9 protein-coding genes are annotated in these 20,531 nt (G+C 44.8%); all 9 read right to left on the bottom strand.

Annotated features, from left to right (window positions below; genetic code table 11):
* Positions 1 to 13 precede the first annotated feature (13 nt).
* The 9 genes from IH598_10945 to IH598_10905 all read right to left on the bottom strand — a co-directional run bounded on the left by IH598_10945 (position 14) and on the right by IH598_10905 (position 20,285).
* The gene (locus IH598_10945; protein MBE0639026.1) at positions 14 to 3,343 is read right to left on the bottom strand and encodes a hypothetical protein; all 3,330 of its coding nucleotides are present in this window, start codon (positions 3,341 to 3,343) and stop codon (positions 14 to 16) included.
* A 55-nt stretch (positions 3,344 to 3,398) separates the two neighbouring features.
* Positions 3,399 to 5,828: a beta-galactosidase gene (locus IH598_10940; protein MBE0639025.1), complete on the bottom strand. Its 2,430-nt coding sequence runs from the start codon at positions 5,826 to 5,828 to the stop codon at positions 3,399 to 3,401.
* An 18-nt stretch (positions 5,829 to 5,846) separates the two neighbouring features.
* On the bottom strand, positions 5,847 to 7,652 hold the full coding sequence (locus IH598_10935; protein MBE0639024.1) for an MFS transporter: 1,806 nt from the start codon (positions 7,650 to 7,652) through the stop codon (positions 5,847 to 5,849).
* A 19-nt stretch (positions 7,653 to 7,671) separates the two neighbouring features.
* Positions 7,672 to 10,857: a discoidin domain-containing protein gene (locus tag IH598_10930; GenBank protein MBE0639023.1), complete on the bottom strand. Its 3,186-nt coding sequence runs from the start codon at positions 10,855 to 10,857 to the stop codon at positions 7,672 to 7,674.
* Positions 10,858 to 10,899: 42 nt separating this feature from the next.
* On the bottom strand, positions 10,900 to 12,291 hold the full coding sequence (locus tag IH598_10925) for a Tat pathway signal protein (GenBank protein MBE0639022.1): 1,392 nt from the start codon (positions 12,289 to 12,291) through the stop codon (positions 10,900 to 10,902).
* A 109-nt stretch (positions 12,292 to 12,400) separates the two neighbouring features.
* On the bottom strand, positions 12,401 to 14,383 hold the full coding sequence (locus tag IH598_10920) for an Ig-like domain-containing protein (protein MBE0639021.1): 1,983 nt from the start codon (positions 14,381 to 14,383) through the stop codon (positions 12,401 to 12,403).
* 67 nt (positions 14,384 to 14,450) lie between these two features.
* A complete protein-coding gene (locus IH598_10915) occupies positions 14,451 to 15,704 on the bottom strand; it encodes an Ig-like domain-containing protein (GenBank protein ID MBE0639020.1) in 1,254 nt (417 codons plus the stop codon).
* Positions 15,705 to 15,741: 37 nt separating this feature from the next.
* A complete protein-coding gene (locus IH598_10910) occupies positions 15,742 to 17,232 on the bottom strand; it encodes a RagB/SusD family nutrient uptake outer membrane protein (GenBank protein MBE0639019.1) in 1,491 nt (496 codons plus the stop codon).
* 11 nt (positions 17,233 to 17,243) lie between these two features.
* Positions 17,244 to 20,285: a TonB-dependent receptor gene (locus IH598_10905; protein MBE0639018.1), complete on the bottom strand. Its 3,042-nt coding sequence runs from the start codon at positions 20,283 to 20,285 to the stop codon at positions 17,244 to 17,246.
* Between the last annotated feature and the right edge of the window lie 246 nt (positions 20,286 to 20,531).

Raw genomic sequence — 20,531 nt, 5'->3', positions numbered from 1 at the left:
ACAGAGCAAATTTTTATAAAACGATCTCAACGATGTTCTCCTTCTGATCAAGCATGGTTTTGAACTGCTCCAACTGCAAAACTGCTCCACCCTTGCGGTATTTATTTTCTTCTAACTCAAAAGCGGCTGTCTTTCCATTAATCATGATGACCTTTGGATTAAAGCAATGTTCTTTAATCCGGTAAATAAAGGTGATGGGATAGCCAAGGAAGTTCATTGAGGCAGAAAATCCATCAAATGATTTGGGTATAACCGGATCAAGGATAACTTGGTCAGCTTCAATACGCAGTCCAAGCAACCTGGTGATCACTATTCCGATGTAAATCCCCGGGCCGCTGGAATAGACGCGCCAGCCGCCACGAAGTGTGAAATTGCCGGTTTTGATCTCGTTGTAACGTTCATCAGCTTCATAACGGTTGCTGAAAGCCACATCGGAACTGCTGTAATAGCAATTGGCCTGACGAATATCCCCGCATGGGACAATATCTCTGTAGCCGACCGGAATGGCCTGACGGAGCGCTTTCACAAAAGCATCGGCGTTGCCTGTCAGGGCCAGGGATTCAGCATAGCGGATATGTTCATGAATATACATCAGACCAATTTCACGACCAAAGAAAGTGCTGCTTTCTGCCCGTTGGAAAATGGTCTGGATTCCCCCTTTGTATGTCAACGGACGGTCCATCAGGCGGGCGCCATCCGGCCCTGTAAGGTGTTGCTCAATCAGTTCCTGATGTTTTACTGCCTGTTCTTTCGAAAAAATTCCGCTCAGGATGCCGCGTTCTATGGGTAAAATACTGTAGCTGATGCCGGTTGTTTTATCACGCGGGTGCAGCAACACGCTGATAGTACCGTCATTTTCAACCAGACCATAGCCAGCCACCACGCCATCTTTTACAAGGTATTTGTTGAAATCGGATTTGATTATGTCGCAAGTGGCTGCCAGCTCTTTCTCCTTTTTGTGTTGGCCTGTTTTTGCGTAAACTTGCCGGTACTCAGTAAAAGCCTGGTAATTCATTTCTACCGTCCAGCTTGATATCAGTCGCTCAGCAAGTTCCTTATTAACCGGTTGCAGCGAATCGTTCCAGTCGCCGCCGCCGAAAGGGACAAATGCAGTATTTGGGATGAAAGACCCGGTGATCATCCCGAGCAACCTCTCCATGTGTTCGCTGAGCGGTGTAACTTCTTGGCTGTTGAAATACGGAAGCTGCTCACTGAGGATGCTTACGTCGCCAGTGACTTTGATATAATTGCTCAAAGCAATGATGCACCAGTAAACTACATCACCGTGGGAATCGTGGGCACGGATTTCAGCGTAACTGTCGAACATCCACCATTGCGGCCAGCCTCCATCGGTGTTTTGGTTTGAAAAAATGATACGCAGCACTTCTTTAGCCTCAGCATATTTTCCCAGCGTGAGTAAAAGTTCCAGCGGACCCTGAGAAACATCGCGTGTTCCCCAGGCTGCCCCGCTAAATTGCTCCAGCCCGTAAGGAGTCAGGAAATGGGTGATGGCGTTCATACCATACCAGGGCAATATTTCGCTGATGGCCCTAATGTCTTCATGCTGACTTTCCAAACTCAGGTTTGAACTCATTTCCTGCCAGGCAGTCCTTGCCTCCTGACAATCTGAAAGCCATTGTTTATCGGCATTTTCAATGTTGATCAAATTAGAGGTTGAGTTGACCTCACCAAGAAAACTCAGGCAAAATTCTGAGGTTTGCTTTACTTTAAGTGTAAACAAATTACCAGGGTAGGATTTTTGACCGGAGAATGACTTTTCATCATTGATGACCTCATAATCAGTACGATTACTCTGAACGATAATCCTGAATTGTGCATCAGGAAATCTGCCGGTGATCATGCTTCCTTGCTTTGGCAGAATTACAAATTCATCAGCTGTTTTTCCATGTGTTACTTTCCATCCGTTGAGTTCATCAAAATCATGGGTGATCAACAGTTCCAAATCACAGCCACTGATCACTTTGAAATCCAGGTTGACCTGAGGCGTAGTTTTGGATGTCCAGGTGCGTACCTGAAAGCAATGAAGGCCATGCTTGTAAATCCAACGGCAATGATTCAACCCCATTTCAAAAGCTGACGGAATGCCTAACAAATAGTAAATACCATTGATTTGGACAAAAATCCGCTGACCCGATTCAGGTGAAAGATTAAACTGGCTGGTACACACCGAAAGCAATGTGTTGAAATTGGTATTTCCCTGTGTGAGATGTGAATTGAAAACGCCAAACATAAAGGCAGTTGTGGAAACAATATTTTCATCAGGCACTAAACCGGCTTTGGCCTGCATGATGTGGCCATGTGGTCGGTCGGCCAGGGTCTCCTTTGCTTTCAGCACGACATGATTGTTTTTGTTGCTGAAAAATGAAAGTAATTGTCCATTTTCCTGCTCCTGATGCCGGCGCTCTTTTCCAAAAAAAGTGGTCAGCTCCTCCTCATTCAAATTCTCCGCCGGCAGAAAGGTAGTTTTATTGAAAAGATTTCTTGTAGGAACAAGCCATTCAACAGGATCAGGAAAGGTGACTTCATTTTCAAATTCAGCAATAATTTCGGGCAGGTGCATCAAATCCTTTTCTGAAGTGGCCAAAGGGTGATCTGGTAAAAAATGTGCCACAAAAACACTTTGATGCATTTCTCCGGCAATCAGTCTAAAAGGTTGCTCCTGTAAGGCCACAACCGGCGATTCTCCTGCATATTCTCCCTGAAGCCTGTCCGTTAGCAAGCCTTCCGGAATTCCTGTTTCACGGCAGGTTTTGCCATAAAACTGCATTCCATCGGTACTTCCGGTGATTGCACCATTTTTACAGGCCAGCATCAACCAGGGATGCCCGCCGGCTTCTTTCATATTTTGCCGGCAACAGACCACAGCGCCAAATTTCTTGTCTTCTAAAACCCGTCTTTCGAGGTACTGGCTTACATAATATTCGTTGATCAACCCGGAGTTAACCGGCTTCAGACCAACGTCCTGCACATAAATCAGGTCAAGTTCAGCTTGACTTTCAGAGGAGTTGACGATATCTACAGTAATCTGCCAACTGTTACTTTTCTGTGAAAGCCTGAGTGTGCACCTGAAATCAATCTCCTTCCAGCTACCAACTGAAACAATGGCATCTTCTGAAACTTTCGAAAAGCGGCTATTTTCAGCACCAAAAAGAGAAACAAACTCAAAAGGCTGTGCTTTCTTTCTGAGATAAATGGTGGCTCCAGGTTTTGAATAAGCTGTCGTGGTTTTCAGACCAATCCGGATAGGGTCGGCTTGTATGCTTTTAATAGAGCCATTTTCAAGAAATTCAATATTTAGTCCTAAGGTGTTCTTAATGTTCATGTTCATCAACGTTTTTTACTCAAAAATTAAACTGATTGTATGTTGGCTCCAACGGCTACAAATCAATAACCAGGGTAAATTCCTTTTTATGTTTGTGCGGGTAATTGAAAACTACCCGATTCTTGTCAAAATTCTTTTTAACCGGCTCGCCATCAATGGTTGCCGACTTAATCAGTAAAGCTTTTTCTCCTTCAAAAACAATTTCCCCGACCAAATCGCGATCTCCATAAAGTTCAATTTCCACCTGATCACCATTTTTTTGAATTTTCAACATATCAGATGTACAATGAAGGATTTTCAGTCCAGATGCAATTTCGAGACAAACCGGTGATAATACGCCGTAGAGCGCGGGCCATAGACCCGCCTTCTGAAAATAAGGGATGGAGATGCTTTCGCCGCTTTCGGGATGAGAATAATTCACCGTTCCGGATTGCTCTTCGTTGTAATAATTTCCGACAAAAAGCAGGGCAGTATTTTCTGCTGTAAAGCGCTCCCTGACAGCAACATTTTCGTTATTTGTTGATGCCTGCCTCAGTCTGGCATTTGATTTTTTCAGTATAGCTTCATACACCGGTTTGTGGCCTTCGGTATCAAATCCGATCCAGGTTCCCAGGTGCATCACGGTTCCGGTTCCAAGTTTTTTTACAAATCCGCAAACCGTACCATTGATCGTCCTTGCAATCACCTCTGCATCGCCAATTTGTTTTTCATCATAAATGATTTGTGGATTGGCGCATTTGATATCTTTCAGATCAAAAATATCAACCAAAGGCGAGTCAATGATTTCGCTTCCTGACGGGTGAATTTGAAGTGCATCACGAAGGATGGTGCAAGGTTTTTGAGACATTTCGCGATCGGGCAGGTAAGGGAAAATGATCAGGTTGCTGCCGCGTTTTGTGTATTTAACCAATGTTTCCTGATCTTTCGCATTCATTTCATCGGTGCTGAAAGCCCAGACCTGTTTGTAATTGGACAGGTTGTCGGCGGTTGCTTTTGTGAGGTCAACCATATCATAATCAATGTTCAGCACCTGGAGCACTTTAAGCAGGCCGTCAAAATAAGCAGGCCGACGGATGGATGACGCGTTAAATTGCAGACTGCTGGCGCCAGTTTCAGGTCTTTCCAGTTCGGTGGCGTAGTAGGGAGGATAGAAAAGTACACAAATCTCAGCTTTTCGCTTAGCACTAACAATGAAGCTTTCGGATGTTTTGATGATGCTATTCATCCGCTTAACCAAAGGGAAAGCGCTTGTCCGCTCAGCCTCCGGCGTCAGGGGATTAAACCAATAAAAAGTCTCTCCGGAATAGCCTTTTCGCTTAGGATTTCTTCCCTGCGAAAACATGTAATAGTTCCAACCCACAAGGCCATTGGCCACGCTTGCTTTGTAAAAAAGTTCCATTTCACGCGGGTTGGTTACCACGTGGTATTCGCGGGAGCCACACTGAAATTCGGCAGCGAAAAGCGGTTTGTTACCCTGCATCGCACGGGTGATATCGTTGATAATCCGGTCGTCGTGCATGTTGCGGTACGACAAGAATTCCGGGATGTGATCCACTCCGAAAATGATTTCACTCTTTTCCTCAAACAAATCCTCATACATGGTGATGTTGACCGGAAATTCGTAACCGCTACCATAAATCCAGCCCGGGAGGTTGTGGTAAAATGGAATTGTAACCCCGCGGTCTCTTGCCATCTTCGCCAACATTCTGAGATAATCGCCATAATAAGTTCGCCAGAAAAGATGCCACTCATAATCACGACCACGATCACCTTTTGAACTGTAAGGCAGTTTGCCGTCGGGAGGAAGTTCGACCTGGGAAAAGTCAGCATAATCTGTCCCCCACAGGCTATTCAATTCAGCGATAGTTGAAAACTTGTTTTTTAAAAATTTGACAAAACGCTCCTTTACTCCGTCGCCATAATCAGCCTGGTGTGTCAGCCATGAGAAGACGCCAATCTCATTGCAAATCTGCATCATGATCACAGGGCCTCCTTTTGAAATTTCCATTTCGCTGATCAGCGGCATGATCTGATCGTACCAAAGCGCCACTTTTTCCAAAAAAACAGGGTGAAAAAGGTTTACACCATCGCTTTGGACGATATCGCCATTGCGTTTGCGCATTTTTACCTGGTCGGCAAATTTCTCTACAAACCAGTCTGGCAGCCCTGCCCCACGAAATTCGGCCAAAATGAAAGGGCCGGGCTTTACAATGCAATGCAGGCCATGAGCCTGACAGCGCTGAAGCCAACCCAGCAGATCCTTTTCAGGACAAGTTTTTCCATTAAAATCAAAAATGCCTTCTTCTTCCTCATGCCATGCCCAGGGTACATAAGTGCTGACCGTCGTCAGGCCAGCCTCTTTGGCGGCTTCGAGGTGTTTGTCCCAAAGCTCTCGTTTGATCCTGAAATAATGAATTTCCCCTGAGAGTAAAAATACTTTCTTATCGTCAAGTAAAAAGTTGCTTTCTTTAATGCTGAATTTCATGGTCTTAAAATTTTCAAATTAAATGATCCCCGGCTCTGGTTTCTTATTCTCCTCATGTTCTCTTTCCCTGTTTCTTTGGCTTAACAGCGCTTTGATTTCATGCGATCGTTTTTCGGTCAGGGAGTAGCGCAGGATGAAGAATATTGAGAAGATGCTCAGCAGCAGTGGCAGACCGATCTCTACGACCCTCATCATCAACAATGTGTAAGGGGATTGTTGTGTAAGTAGCACGGTTTCCTTTTCGATTTTAGTTAGTTCGTTTTCCAACATCTCAGGAGGTAAATCCTGATTCAGATTGTCAATCCTGCTGTTGACGCCCGACATGTGTTCCATCAATTCCCTGTAATGGTCGGTACTCTTTTTGGTTTTCAGGGTTTTATCTTCGAGGTGAATCATCAATTCGGTGGATCGTTTCCGTGCATTATCAATCATCTCCTCAAAATCTGCTGTGCCGGCCTTACCATCGTTCAAAGATTTCACCTCGGTTTGCAATACCCTTATGCTGCCCTGCAGCGCATCCACCTTAGTCACCTGGGTTTGGTCGAACATGGTGAAAACGATCAAGGCACCGGCAACAAAACTGGCCAAAGCGGTCCCCATTTTGATAAACCACCAGAACACCGAGTAAAAACTTCCTTCGGTGCGATGGCCGGTTTTCAGGTCATCTTCATCACAAATATCCCCTACCATCGAAGACCCCAGGGTAAAGAAAAATAACATTCCGGTCGAAAGCAAAATGGTGGGAATGATGATCAGGTAAGGGTATTCAGGATTGTAACAAACAATCTTTGAAAGTTGCGCCAGGCACATCAGTAAAATAGCAATCGAGAGGGTGCTGCGTTTCCCGATTTTAGGGCTGATCCAGTTGAGAGGAAAAACGGCCAGCACACCGGTGACTGCCCAGATGGTGCCATTGATGCCAAGCAGGTAAGCGCCGGCAACTTTATCTCCACCAAAAATGTAGAAAATCGGAATGTACGAACCGAGCAGGTTGACGAAATTGAAACCCATCGCCAGCGTGAAAATAGTCAATGTGAGCATGATGAAATTCCTGTTTCCGGCGGTATGTTTCATGTCTTTCCAGAAAGGGGTCTTTTCCTGCTTTTTAATCCTGACAAACCCGGGTTCGCGTAATTTGTAGGTCCACCAGAAGGAAAGCGGAATCAGGATGGCTGCTATCATGATCGAAACATAGCGCATCCCATCGGCCTCGTTGCCTCCGGGGCCTTTGAAAATTGGCATGCTGGCAAGGGCAAACAGCCAGGGTGTACTCATGGCAAACAAGTTTCCTATGAAACTCTTTGCACTAAAAAGCCTGGTTCGCTCATGATAATCGGTAGTCATTTCCATGCCGAGGGCGCCGTGCGGGATTTCGAAAATGGTGCATGCAGTATAAAACAACAGCAGTGAGACTAAAATGTAAACGAGCTGAAAGGCCTGGAAACCTGACTCACTTGGGAAAAATTCACGCACCATCTCGCCTTTGGGTATCCACCACATCAGGACGAAAAAGACAGCAACCAAAATCCCACCGATTAAAAGAAAAGGCCGACGGCGTCCCCAGCGTGTCCGTGTATTGTCCGACAAATGGCCGATCAATGGATCGGAAACGGCATCCCATAAGCGGGGGATGATCAGGATAACTCCAAGCCAGAAAGCGCTCAAACCCAGGCTGATGTTCCCCATCAACCCTACGAGTATCCCCGCAATATTGAAGAGTGCGATGGGAATAATACCTCCGGCGCCATAAGCGGCCAACTGCGAAAAACGTATTTTATCCCCACTCCCCGTGCCTTTGGCATCCACTGCTACCTGTTCTTCCATAAAGGAATTTTTTGATTGGTTAATAGTAAATCAACACATAAGCAGGAAATTCATGTACCGAAATTTCCTTTTCACTGAAATGACTGGTTTCCACACCATTCACAGTAACTCTCGCCGGCAATTTGGACCCGTTGAAGTTCCTTATTTTGATTCCGTTAGCGGGGGGTCTTACATCTCCATTAATTGTAAACAGGTAATGATCTGTTCCCTTTTTTATTGAATAGGAGATGTCACCGTAATAGGTTGGCAAATTTTCAACCGACATCCCCCCGGGCGCATCAATCCAGTCCTGGTAAAGCGCTGAAGCCAATACAAGCGAATTGTCATATTCATTTTCATAAACAAACATCGAGCGGATGGAGTTGACGAAATCACTGCCTACCCAGGTATGCGGCATGTCGCCGATAAAGCGCGGGATGCGGAAATCGTTCCAGACCACTTCGGCCCAGTGATGCCAGCCTTGAGGGCGCTGGTCGTTTAGGAGAAAATCAATCAGTTCGTGCGCCCGGTCGGGTTGATCAAGGAAGATAAATGACCCGATCAAACGGTTTTCGTAAGGCGTGTAATTCACCCATTCAATTTTATCATCTCTCCGGTTTTTGAAAAATTCGTAATAACGGTTAAATGTGTTGTAAACCTCTGGTTTGGGCAGGTTTTTATATTCGTTGCACGGAGTTAAAGCAATGGTGGTGGACGTTGCATCAAAATCGCCCAGCTCAACACAGCCGGGGATGTAGTCAATTCCTCTGACTTCCATGGCAAGGTCAATGGAGTTGTAAAGGTTCTCCCTGAAAGTGTCTCTCACTTTGCTGATGTGCTGATAATTATCTTTTTCCCCTAAAATCTTTTGCATTTCCACCGCATCCTTCAGCCCTTTCATGATGAAGAAATTGTCCCAGTAAGAGTGCATGGGCTTGGCCGAATAACCTTCATGGCTGATAGATTCCGGAACCAGTCCGTAATAAGCCCGGATGCTGTCGTTGCCATTTTTAAAATGATCTGTTGACCGCTCGGCTACGAGGGATTCGATGTATTCGACTGCCTTCAGGACATATTGATTTTTTGACTGAAGAAATGCCGTATCCCGGGTAAAGTTAAAGTATTCACGAATCAGGTAAATCAGTTGCCCGTGGCTGTCGTGTTCGGGAACCGGGTCGGGGCCGCGGAAGTCAACCACGCATGGAACTTTGCCGCTTTCGTATTGATGTACGGCATACCAGTCAATGAAATCTTTCACTTCTTCCACAATACCCGATTTTAACAACGCAGAGGAAGTTAGCGCGCCGTCACGAATCCAGCTTCTTTCGTACGACCTTGAACCGGGCTGGATCCCAACTTTATCCCGATTTATCAGGATATAGATCAAATTGGCCTTGTAAGCATTGATCATCCGGTCAGCCGACTCCGGCAGGTTGAATTGGATGTGATCCACTCTTGATTTCCAATAATCCGACATCGTGGCAAATTCTTCAGCAACAAACGCATTGCTCAGTTTAACATCAGAAGGCATTTTGCCATAAAAAGGAACAACCACATAAAACTCAGTTTTTTCGCCAGGCTTCAGGGTGATGGAATATTTCATGACGCCATTTGCTAAACCATTTTGGTCAATTGCCGATGTTCGAGCGGGCAGTAAATCATTGCGGATCAATTCTACAAGGTTGCCATCATCGGAAGATCCCGCGGCAAATTGATCAAATCTCCGTTGTAAAAGCACTACTTTGTCGTCCACTGTAATTACACCATCCTCTTCTTCGATGATTGACCTGATTTTTCCTGCCCCGCCTGCCAAATTTAAAAACTGGTAATATGGATTCACCTGATAAGGGCGAATCAATAAATAAAACTCAAAATCCTTTTGTTGATCGGAGAGATTCCCGAATGAATAGCGGATATTCAGCCTTGAATTTTTGTTGGCTTCACCAGTTGAAATTATTCCCGTAACAAATTTAATGTCATCACATTGCCACGCAACCGTCGGAACAAATGGAAGTTCACCGGCTTTTCCATTCAGACCAAATGATTGAGAAGATTCGACATTGCTCCAATTATAAAGAGCGTTCGCTGTTTTAATCACTGGTTCAATCGAAAACAATGCCTTGTCCACCTCCACCATCCCATCTTCGTTGATCATGGCTTCTTTCACGTCATTGTTAACACCTGAAACAGTCCAGTAGGAGGCCTGTTCCAGAAAATACCGCGGGTAATCTCCTTCAGGGGAGTTTTTAGCAACATAAATCAAAAAGTCGTTCATGGTTAATGAACTTTTTACATCTAAAAATTTCAATTCAGCTATGCCAAAACCCATGTCGGAATTGGCCTGCAAAAGGTTTATTTTCAAATACTTTGCTTCAGCTTCCGGCAGCCGGATAAAACTGACCTCACCCTGGTTGGATTTCACGGAATACATGTTTTCCCACTTTATCCCATCATCTGAGGCCATTATCTCAAAACCTTTTGCAGATAGACCTTTTGCCCAAATGATGTGCAATCCGCCAAACTCCCGCCGGGTGGTGAAATCAACGATCACCTGCTGGTTGGTAACTCCTTTGCTTAGCCAATGAGTTTCCAAGTCGCCATCGGTCATCATCACAGGGCTTAGCTTCTTTACAAAAGATGTAGCTGTTAGAATGGGCTGAGGATAGGATTGAACTTCAGGGGGAAGCGGCTCAAATTTCAGGTTGTCAATCCAGAGCGTGCCTTTGCCGCCCACAAATGATGCTATAGTAAATTCGATCCGGTCAATTCGTTTTAAATGCTGATCTTCAGTAGGTCCCCATGCAAAGCTGATGTGCCGCTTTTTGATGCGGATTTTTTTCCATTCTCCGGGAAAATCATAATTGCGGTTGCTCACCCACCAGACATTTTCCCCGGTACTATCAATGAATTTGATCTCAAAATTATTGGCTGGTGATTCGGCTCTGATAAAAAAGGTAAATTCATAATTTTCGGGCAGATCAATGGGGAAGAGTTTCTGGATTCCTCCATAGCCGGTTCCTTTGGTGAAGTCGTAATCAAACCGGACTGCGTTGCCGGTCAATCCTTTTTCGTTGGATAGATTGAGATTCACTCCGTCAGATTTGATATAATCCCAACCGGCTTTGCTTTCAAATTCATCCAGCATTCTACCCTGAGCCGAAATGATTGTTGCTGTGAGAAACAACAATGCTGTAAAAGTAATTTTCAAGTTGACCTGATTTTTCATCATTTTACTTTTAGTTTATTTCACCATTTGCTACTGAAGTGATTATTGCAGGTAAGAATACCCCAGCTTTGCCAATCCATCCTGAATGATCGGGTCTTTCATCACATAATCCCACACCAGTCCAGTCCTGAAGTTTTCGATCATAATGAGCATTGGCCCCTGGTCAATGCCGATGAAATCATCATTTACCCAGTTGGCGGTAAGATTGAATGAATCATAGAAACCATATTTTCCCCAGATGCTGTCCCCCTGTTTTTCGATCATTGCCCTGATTGTCGGCAGCACAATTTCAGGAGCAAACGGCAGCGACGAAAGCGGCCCGTAGGGTGCGATGGTTCCGTCATCGAAATAATTGTAATCGGGGCCGGCAGCTCCTCTTCCGGCATAACCGAGGAACTTTTTATCATCAAAATTATAAATCTCCGTAGGGCCATCACTTGCTGTAACGCCCCAGCAGAGCGAATCATAACCAACCCAGCCATGGGGGTTTTGAATGGCATATTGTTGCTGAACGTAGGTTGCACGGCGTGAGTTTTCGAAGTAATCAATCCCTTTTTCTTTCATATACGGGTCAATAAGGCCGCGATAATCAATGAATGCCTGCGAAAACTGATGTCCGAACAATGGGGGAAAAGCCACATGTGAAAGCCCTTCGTAGGGAGTTTGCCATTTGTAGGTGCTCAACCATGAATTGTAGCTTCGTTCGACATTTTCCATCCCGCTCCCGGCTGCAAGAACATAGAGGAACAAGGCTTCATTGTAACCGGTCCAACCCCAGTTGTGCAACCCTTCTTCGGGCGACCAGCCCATGGAAATCGTGTGTGGATGCTGACTTCCGGCCGGCATGTCCATAAAATTCCAGTCTATTCTTTCCAATAGTTCGCCAGCCAGCCGGCGTATTTCGCGCTCTGTTTCGTTATCAATATTGTAATAATTCCGGGCAAATATTATTCCCATCATCAGCAGTCCGGTGTCAATTGACGAAAGTTCGCATGTCCATTCACGTTTACCGGTGTCCATCCTCAGGAAATGGTAGTAAAAACCTTTGTAACCTGCTGCAGCTGTGTCAGTGCTTTGTTCAGAATTCATGAAAAAATTCAGCATGTTGAGTGTGATCTGCGCAGCCTGTTCACGGGTAATCCAGTTTCTTTCCGTGCCAATTGCAAAGCACGGAATGCCAAAACCTGTCGAAGCAATGCTCGAAGGCGCCCATGCTGCTGCGCGGTCTTTTACGATTCCCCACTCAGGGTGGTGTTCGTGTAAAAAGAATAAAAAGGTTTTCTGCTGAATGGAATCGAGCATCAGTTCATCTTCTGGAGTAATGGGGTAATCAACTTTTCCGTGAGATGTGAACGTAAGCTGCTGTTGTGTTTGTGGTTGCTGGCAAGCGTTCAGGGTAACAGCGATTATGAATGCGATTATTTTGATGTTCATTTGGATAAATATTTTTATGCTAAAAATTTAATTCATTCAATTGATCAGAAATAATGATCTCAAAAAAAGGCAAAATGATACCCGCAGATCGGAGTAAATTCTGGCGCAGTTAATTTGCGAATCCCAGTTTCATCATTGCCGCCTGAGTTTCGGGCGCCGACATGAATAAGTCCCAGCAAAGCCCGGAGCGATAATTTTCGATCATGACGATAATCGGTCCCTGGTCAATGGCTAAATAGGAATTTGCCCACCAGCCCTGTCCCGGGTTAAAAGCATCGTAGAAACCGTATTCTCCCCAAAGTTTGTCGCCCAGAACAAAATAAAAATGACGCATTGCAGTCATAGATTCTTCCGGGGTAAAGGGCATCGAAGACAAAGCGGCTGTTGGAGTTATCGTGCCATTGTCGCGGCCGCTCACCGGCTCATGGACCTTGTAACCCGCCGGATCGTCGCTGGCTGTAAGTCCCCAGCAATCTTCGCTATAACCAACATGGTTGAAAGGATTGACGATGCAGTGCTGACGGTTGATCAGCGAATGATTCATGTTTTGCATCCAGTAATTACCGTAGTTATCGCTCAGATTTGTCGGGTTTAAGCCGAGGAAGGAATAATGAGCGAAAAACAACGGACCGCCGTAATCGTAACCCACCGGCAGTGGAATCCCGTAAAAACTTTTACCGTTGATGATCGAGCCGTTATTGGCCCAGCCATTTGTGTAAACCGAAGCCTCAATGGGGAAATCAACGGAAGTAGCTGCCATGAAGTAAGTAATCAATGCTTCGTTGTAACCTCTTACCTGCATGTTCATTTGCCAGTCATAATTGGGCGACCAGTGCCAGTAAAGTACATTTTGCCCGCCGCGTGTAAACCAACTCCACTCGATTGTGTTTAACAAAGCGTTGATTTTTAATTTCAAATCCGCTTCAAAGGCTACATTTTCGTCCAGGTATTGCCGAACGGTAAGCAGCCCTGCTGCCATGAAGGAAGTTTCTACAAGATCGGCGCCATCATCTTTAGTCCCAAACGGAATTGTTTTTCCGGTTGAGCCATTCATCCAATGTGGCCAGGCGCCGTGAAACCGGTCAGCTGTGGTGAGGAAATCTACAATTGCGTTCAATCTTTCGATGCCTTCAGTTCGGGTAATGAAATTTCGTTTTATTCCAACTAAAAGTGCCATCAGGCCAAATCCACTGCCGCCAATGGTTACTGTTTCACCGGAGCCTTTCCGCTCACGGGTCAGACCACTCACCGGATGTCCATAATCGTAAAAATACCTGAAGGTGTGCAACTGAACCTTGTCCAGCAACTCTTCGTCGCTGATCAGTGGGAATTTATAGGATGGATCAAGGCCTGTCATAAACTGGTTACTAAACCCGGCGAAGGTCAACTCATCCAGCGACACCAGTTGGTTTGAAATGTAAAAAGTGTATTTAGTGTAATAATCAAGCTTATTCTGATTGCTGACAGTTACTGTTTTTTGATCTGCCGAGAGATTTATATTGGTTTGAATGTAAGGGATCAGGCTGAAAAACTGGTTGAGGTTTTCTCCTGGGATCGCTTCAGAGAATGTGACTGCGATCGAAATATTTTCATAATTGACGTTTTGAAGGGTCTGGTTGGTATTAAAGGGCTGGCCATTCAAGGTGATCTGGATGATTTTCAATTGGCCATTTTCGGTGTTGAAGGTATAGGTAACACCAGTAAAAGTTTCTTTTTGAACTCCTCTTAAGTCGTTAGTAATGACCAGGCTGTAGGTTGTTGTAAAATCAAGATCGGATAAGGGGTCTAATTCTATTTGGGTAAGGTCATTTGTAAAAGCAAATTTAACCGGAACGGCTGTCTGTCCGGTCTGATTGAAAATTGAAATTGAGGTTTTGGCTGTAATGGTATCAATGGCGGTACTGAATTTCATCACACTATTTCCGTTGACCGGGAGGTTCGTCGCAGGATTATCGACGGACAACACAACGCCTCCAAACTCTGCTGCTGTAAGCTGAATAACCCCAGCATCCACCATATCGTCCTCCTGTTTGCAGGAAATTGTTATGGAGAGCATTAATAAGGCGCTGAGAATTTTGAGTGCGTTTTTCATGATGTTTTTGAATAGAAAAAAATGAAGGGAAAGATTGCTCTCCCCCTTCAACTATTAATTACCAAAACTATTTTTCTGAGTTGTACATCAAAGAGATTTCGGTAGGAGTCAACACTTTGTGGAAGAACCTGATGTCATCAAGTTGTCCTTTGAAGTGGTTGGCATCCGGGAAATCATAGCCGCCCCATGGTTCGTTATCCCATAGGATACCAGCCCTTGAATGGATAAAACCCAATGCAAATTCATTGACCACATCTGGTTCTAAACCAGCATATTTCATCCCTTTAACTGTTCTCTTGGCATCGCCGTCGGGCCAAAGGTCAAAGTCGAAACTCTTCATCTTTTCGCTATTGTAATACAAGGTGCCTTTACGCTCAGGCCCATTGTAGGTATAGGTAACATGCAGCCAATTGTCTTTCAGTAACCCGATCATGTCAACGGCAGGTATGCTTTTTGCAAAATCCCATCCTTGCCATCCACCATTTGTATTATCGGTAGCATCTGAGGGGAACCACATATCTTCAGCGCCAGTTGTACCATCTTCAAATTCATATTGAATGGCAAATTTAGCTCCGTCATATCCTCCAAAGATTTCAAACTGAAGGCCCCAGAATGCACCAAGTCCCATCACAAAATGGCCATGTGTGATACCTTCCGATTTGGTTTTTACCCAGAAGGAGATGGTGAAATTGTCCGTATTGATGAGCAGATCGCCGTTAGGGATTTCGATGATACTGGTGGTACCATTGAAAGTAGCTGCCTTACCGGCAGTAGCATTACGTGAATCAGTGTAGGTGATGTCAACGATAGCATTGGCAGCCGGATCCCATGGACCAATCTGGTCATCGGCATTGTCTTCGAAATTCCAGTGAGCAATAGCTCCGGCAGGAACAAAAGTTCCGATGGTGGTGAAATTACGATCTGTTGCAGTCAGGAATTTACCTTCAGTGGATTTGATATCAGCTGAAAACATCAGTTTGTACAATGCTCCGTTGCTAAGCGGTGGAGCAGGAACAATAGTAATTGTATTGCCTGATACGGTGATGGTTAGTGCGATGTCAGCATTGTCGTAATCCTGAGTCATTTTGATTGTGCTGGCTGTAGCCGAAGCAGGATCAACGCTGGTACTAAATGTAGCAACAATGGTCGGATTTACCGGCACTGTTGTCGGGGAGGTGGCGCCGTTAAGATCAATGGTACCTGAAACCAGTGTGTTCAACACCAATTCTACCGGATCATCGTCTTTACAGCTGTTAAGAGCAACTACTGCGAATAGAGTTAACGCAGCCATAAAACCTAAAAACACTTTTCTACTTTTCATAAAATTAAAAGATTTAGTTAAACAATAAAAAAATAAATTACCAATTTGGATTTTGTGTTAAAGTTCCTTGTGAGATATCAATTTCATTCTGTGGGATTGGCATCAGCTCGTGTTTGCCGGCAACAAACCCCAATGGCCCGAGTACTTCAGGAGCTTTGCCCGTGCGCACCAGATCCCAGTATCGATGTCCTTCCAATGCCAGTTCAAAACGACGTTCATTGATGATCAGGTCACGAAGTTCATCCTGGGAAGTAACTGTTATATCAGGTAAAATGGAAGAATTTCCTCCTCTTGCCCGTTCTCTCACCCTGTTCAGGTGAACGAGTGCCTGGGATGATTTCCCGTTTTCGTTTAAAGCTTCAGCTGCCATAAGTAATACATCAGCAAACCTGATCAGCCGGCGGTTATGACCAAACTGCGTGTTGGTGGATGTGCCGGGGATCCATACTTTTTGGTTGTAGCATTCTCTTTCGATGATGTTCCCCTGATCGTCATAAACAAAATCAGGCGTTGTGCCGTCGCCGAGGATTTCGATATCGTCCAGCACATCGCCCAGGTCAATGATGGTTAAACCAAGCCTTGGGTCGTTTTCATCAAATGCGAACCTAAGGTTTTCAGAGGGGCGGTTGAAGCCCCATCCACGGTTTGGAGTCCCTCTCACACCCTGCGTGTTGGCATATTGATTCCCAACCGCGCCTTCAGTTTCCATGGCGCCGATTTCGAAAACTGACTCCACACCATGCTCGCCGTCTTTACCGTTAGCATCGGCAAAGTTGGATTCGAGGTCGTATTCCAGCGAATTAATCACTTCGAGAAGGAGGGCTTCAGCATTGGTAAAGTCGCCTTTTCCAACATCACGGCGGAATAGATAAACTTTAGCCATAAGCGATTTAGCTGCACCTCTTGTGGCTCGTCCAAGGTCGGATACTGAATACTGGCTCTTTTCGGGAAGGTTGCTTTTAGCAAACTCAAGATCGGATAAAATCAATGTATAAATTTCATCTGCTCCCGACCGCTCTAATTTCAATGGTGGTGTGATCGTGGTTACAAGCGGAACGCCACCCCATGCACGCACGAGGTCAAAATAATATAACCCACGCAGAAAGCGGGCTTCAGCAATATATCTGTTCTTAAGTGTTTCATCCATTGTAATTTCCGGAACCTTCTCGATTACCACATTGGCGCGCTTAATTCCTTCGTACAGCGTTGCCCACCAACGATCAAGTCCGTCCTGAGAAGGGGTGATGGAAAAATTATCGTACGGTCCTAAAGTACTCAACTGGTCATTCGGGTTGCTGCCCTTTAGCGCATCATCGGACATGATATCGAGAATGGGATATCCGCCGGAGTGATAATACCATGCGCGGATGGTTGAATAGACTGCATTGGTGGCTAGCTGGGCATCGGATGCTGACGTTGGAAAAGCTTCCTGAGTCAGTTCTCCCTGTGGTTTTACATCGAGAAAATCTTCACAGCCGTAAAAACTAATAACAAATAGTAATGCTATTGGAATAATTATTTTTTTCATGATCTTCAGGATTAAAAAGTTACATTTAAGCCAATTGAATAAACTGCTGAAATGGGATAAACACCGGTGTCGATGCCATTTGATAACACATCATAACTACCGATTTCTGGAGTGTATCCGGTCCATTTTGTAAATGTCAGAATATCTGAGCCTTTCACGTAAACCCTTACAGTTTGAAGGGATATTTTTTCACTTACCGATTTTGGCAAGGTGTAACCAAGAATCACGTTCCGCACCCTTACGTAAGAACCATCATAGATAAACCTGTCCGAAGGTAAAAAGTTGTAACCTCCAAACGAAGGTTTTGGTTCAGTATTGCTTGTTCCAGGTCCCGTCCAACGATCCCAGACATGCTGTTCAAAATTATAAGGGTCAGGTCGGACTACATCCTTACCATTAAAGATTTTGTTCCCGGTTTGACCCTGCAGATCAAGAGAAAAATCGAAATTTTTGTAAGCCATGTTAACATTGAATCCAAAAATGAACTTCGGGATCGGTGAACCAATGTTGGTTCTGTCCTGTCCGTCAATTTTGCCGTCTTTATTTACATCCACAAACCGCAGGTCTCCAACTTCTGCCTGGGATGAATGGGGATAAGCATTGAGTTCTTCCTGGGTTTGAAAAATTCCATCAGTAACATATCCGTAAAAGGCGCCTATTGGCAGTCCGACTTTACTCAGTGTTACCTGCTGCCCGTTGGCAAGTCCGCCACCAATCAGAACAGAGTCAACACCACTGTTGCCTCCGATACTCAACACTTCGTTATGCAGAAGTGTTCCCAGAAAGCCTAACCCATAGCTGAATTCCCCCACTTTATCGCGCCATTTGATGTTCATTTCAAAACCGCGATTGAGCACTGATGCAGCATTGTAACGCACTTTTTGACCTTGCCCGTTGCCAAGATGACCTGGTGTGGAGAGTTCGACAAGAATATCGTCGGTAGTTTTGTTGAAAAAGTCAAACTCACCGATCAGCCGGTCGTTTAATACACCCACTTCCAACCCAATGTCGAGCTGGGTTGTGGTTTCCCACTTCAGGTCAGGGTTGCCGCTTTTGCCATAGCTTGCGGCTGGATAGGCAGCATCCGGATTGGAAAAAATAGCCAAAAGATTTGACTGCACCCTGGCAAAACGATCGAAATAGCTGATTTTTTCGTTCCCGATCTGCCCCCAGCTTGCTCTCACTTTCAAGGTTGAAATAAAATCAACCGGTTGCATAAAATCTTCATTGCCGATGTTCCAACCTGCCGCAAATGAAGGAAAGTTTGCGTAACGGTTGTCTTCACTGAACTTTGATGAACCATCACGTCGGAAAGTTGCGGTCAGAATGTACCGGTTATTGTAAGTATAATTTACCCTGAACAGATAGGAAATCATCGAATAGTAATACCCCGGATCTACTCCGTTGTATATGCTCTGAACCATGTCGATGTTGTTTCCCTCATCAAGAACATAGGACGGGAGAACATACCAGAAGTCACTCTCATTGCGGATTACATTCTGTCCAACCAGGCGGAACTCTTCAGAACGGAGTTTTTGCATCGTAAAACCGCCAACAGCATCAATACGGTGTTTATCAATTTCTTTTGAATAATTTACCGTGTTTTCCCAAAGCCAGGTCAGGTTATCGCTGGAACCCTTGAAGATGTCGCTATATTCGTTGTATTGCTGCGACTGCGATCCATCAGGATTCAGCACTGCATAAGCAGGGGTAAATTGCTCATTTTTAATGTAAGCAGCATCAATACCAAAACTTGATTTGAACACAAAATCACTGATGTCAGCTTCCATAAAAAGGTTTCCAACACCGCGGAGACCACGCCTGTAGTTGTTCGAATACTCAAGTTCAGCCAGTGGATTTCCAACATTGAAAACCACGCCAAAACTTCCGTCAGGATAGTAAGGCTCAAGCAAAGGTTGAGCGCGATAAACCGAGTAGGTTACGTTTGGGGCAATCTGGTACTCGTAGGGGGCAATAGTAATATTGTTGCCAAATCTCAGCTTTTCGTTAATGTGATAAGTATTGTTCAATTTAATGGAAATTCGCTGATAATCAGATTTAGGGATTATCCCTTCCTGCTTGTAAAAGCCAATCCCAACGTAATAATCCGACATTTTAGTAGCACCTGAAATCGAAAGTTGGTGGTTTTGCTTCAGCGCATCGCGGAAGATCAAATCCTGCCAATCGGTATTTGGCACTGCATCCACATTGTTATATGAACCTGGCTTGATTTCATTGGAAATGATGGCAAATTCTCTTCCGCTCAGAAGATCAATTTCATTGGCTATCCGCTGAACTCCAAATTCAGTGGAGAAACTTACAACCGGCTTCAGTTGGTCAGCATTTCCGCGGTTTGTTTGAATGATCACAACGCCGTTTGCTCCACGCGAACCATAGATCGCAGTAGCAGAAGCGTCTTTAAGTACCTCCATTGATGCAATATCAGAGGAGTTCAAAAACGTAATGTCACTGAGGATCATTCCGTCGACAACATAAATCGGTTCCGAATCATTGAATGTACCCACACCCCGAATTCTAACCGACACTCCGGCGCCTGGGGTTCCACTAGTAGTGGTCACCTGCACACCGGTGGCGCGTCCCTGTAAAGCCTGCACCGGGTTGATAGCGGTCGTCTTAAGGATATCTTCCTGCTTCAACGAGCTGACCGAACCCGTAAGATCACTCTTCTTAACGGTTCCATATCCGATAACTACCAACTCATCCAGCATGTATTGTGCCTCAAGCATCACAACATTATAAAAGTTCTCAGCGGTCAATTCCACGATTTGCTTATCGTAACCGGTGAATGTAAACTCGAGCACTTTGTCTTCCGGCAGGACTTCAAAAGAAAACTTACCATCAATGTCAGTGGATGTACCCCTTAAAGTGCCCTGAGAGACAACATTGACTCCCGGAAGGGTTTCACCTGTCTTGCCTGCTGTGACAACACCCTGGATGACACGCTGTGCAAACGCCGGAGAAATTAAAAAAAACAACCCAGCAAAGATTGCCAGTGCATTTTTTAGTTTGTAACTTCGTAATGATTTGACCATAAGTTTTAGGTTTTGGTGAATATTTATCCATGTCATTAAGCTATCAAATGAATGCTGAAATAGTAAACTTTCTCATTTTTGAACTCCCGGTGCATCAATAAATGATCTTTTCATAAAAATTTCAATTATTGTCAATGGCTTTAAGGGTCAATGAAATTTTCAAATCATCAATTTTCACAAAGATAAGTTAAAACGTTGACAAGTCGACATTTTTACACCACATAATTAATTCGGTTCGGGAATGGG

It is taken from the genome of Bacteroidales bacterium, from assembly GCA_014860585.1.
Lineage (GTDB): Bacteria > Bacteroidota > Bacteroidia > Bacteroidales > 4484-276 > RZYY01.
Note: the sequence above shows the minus strand (reverse complement) of the source record. Positions and strands in the feature narration are given on the sequence as shown.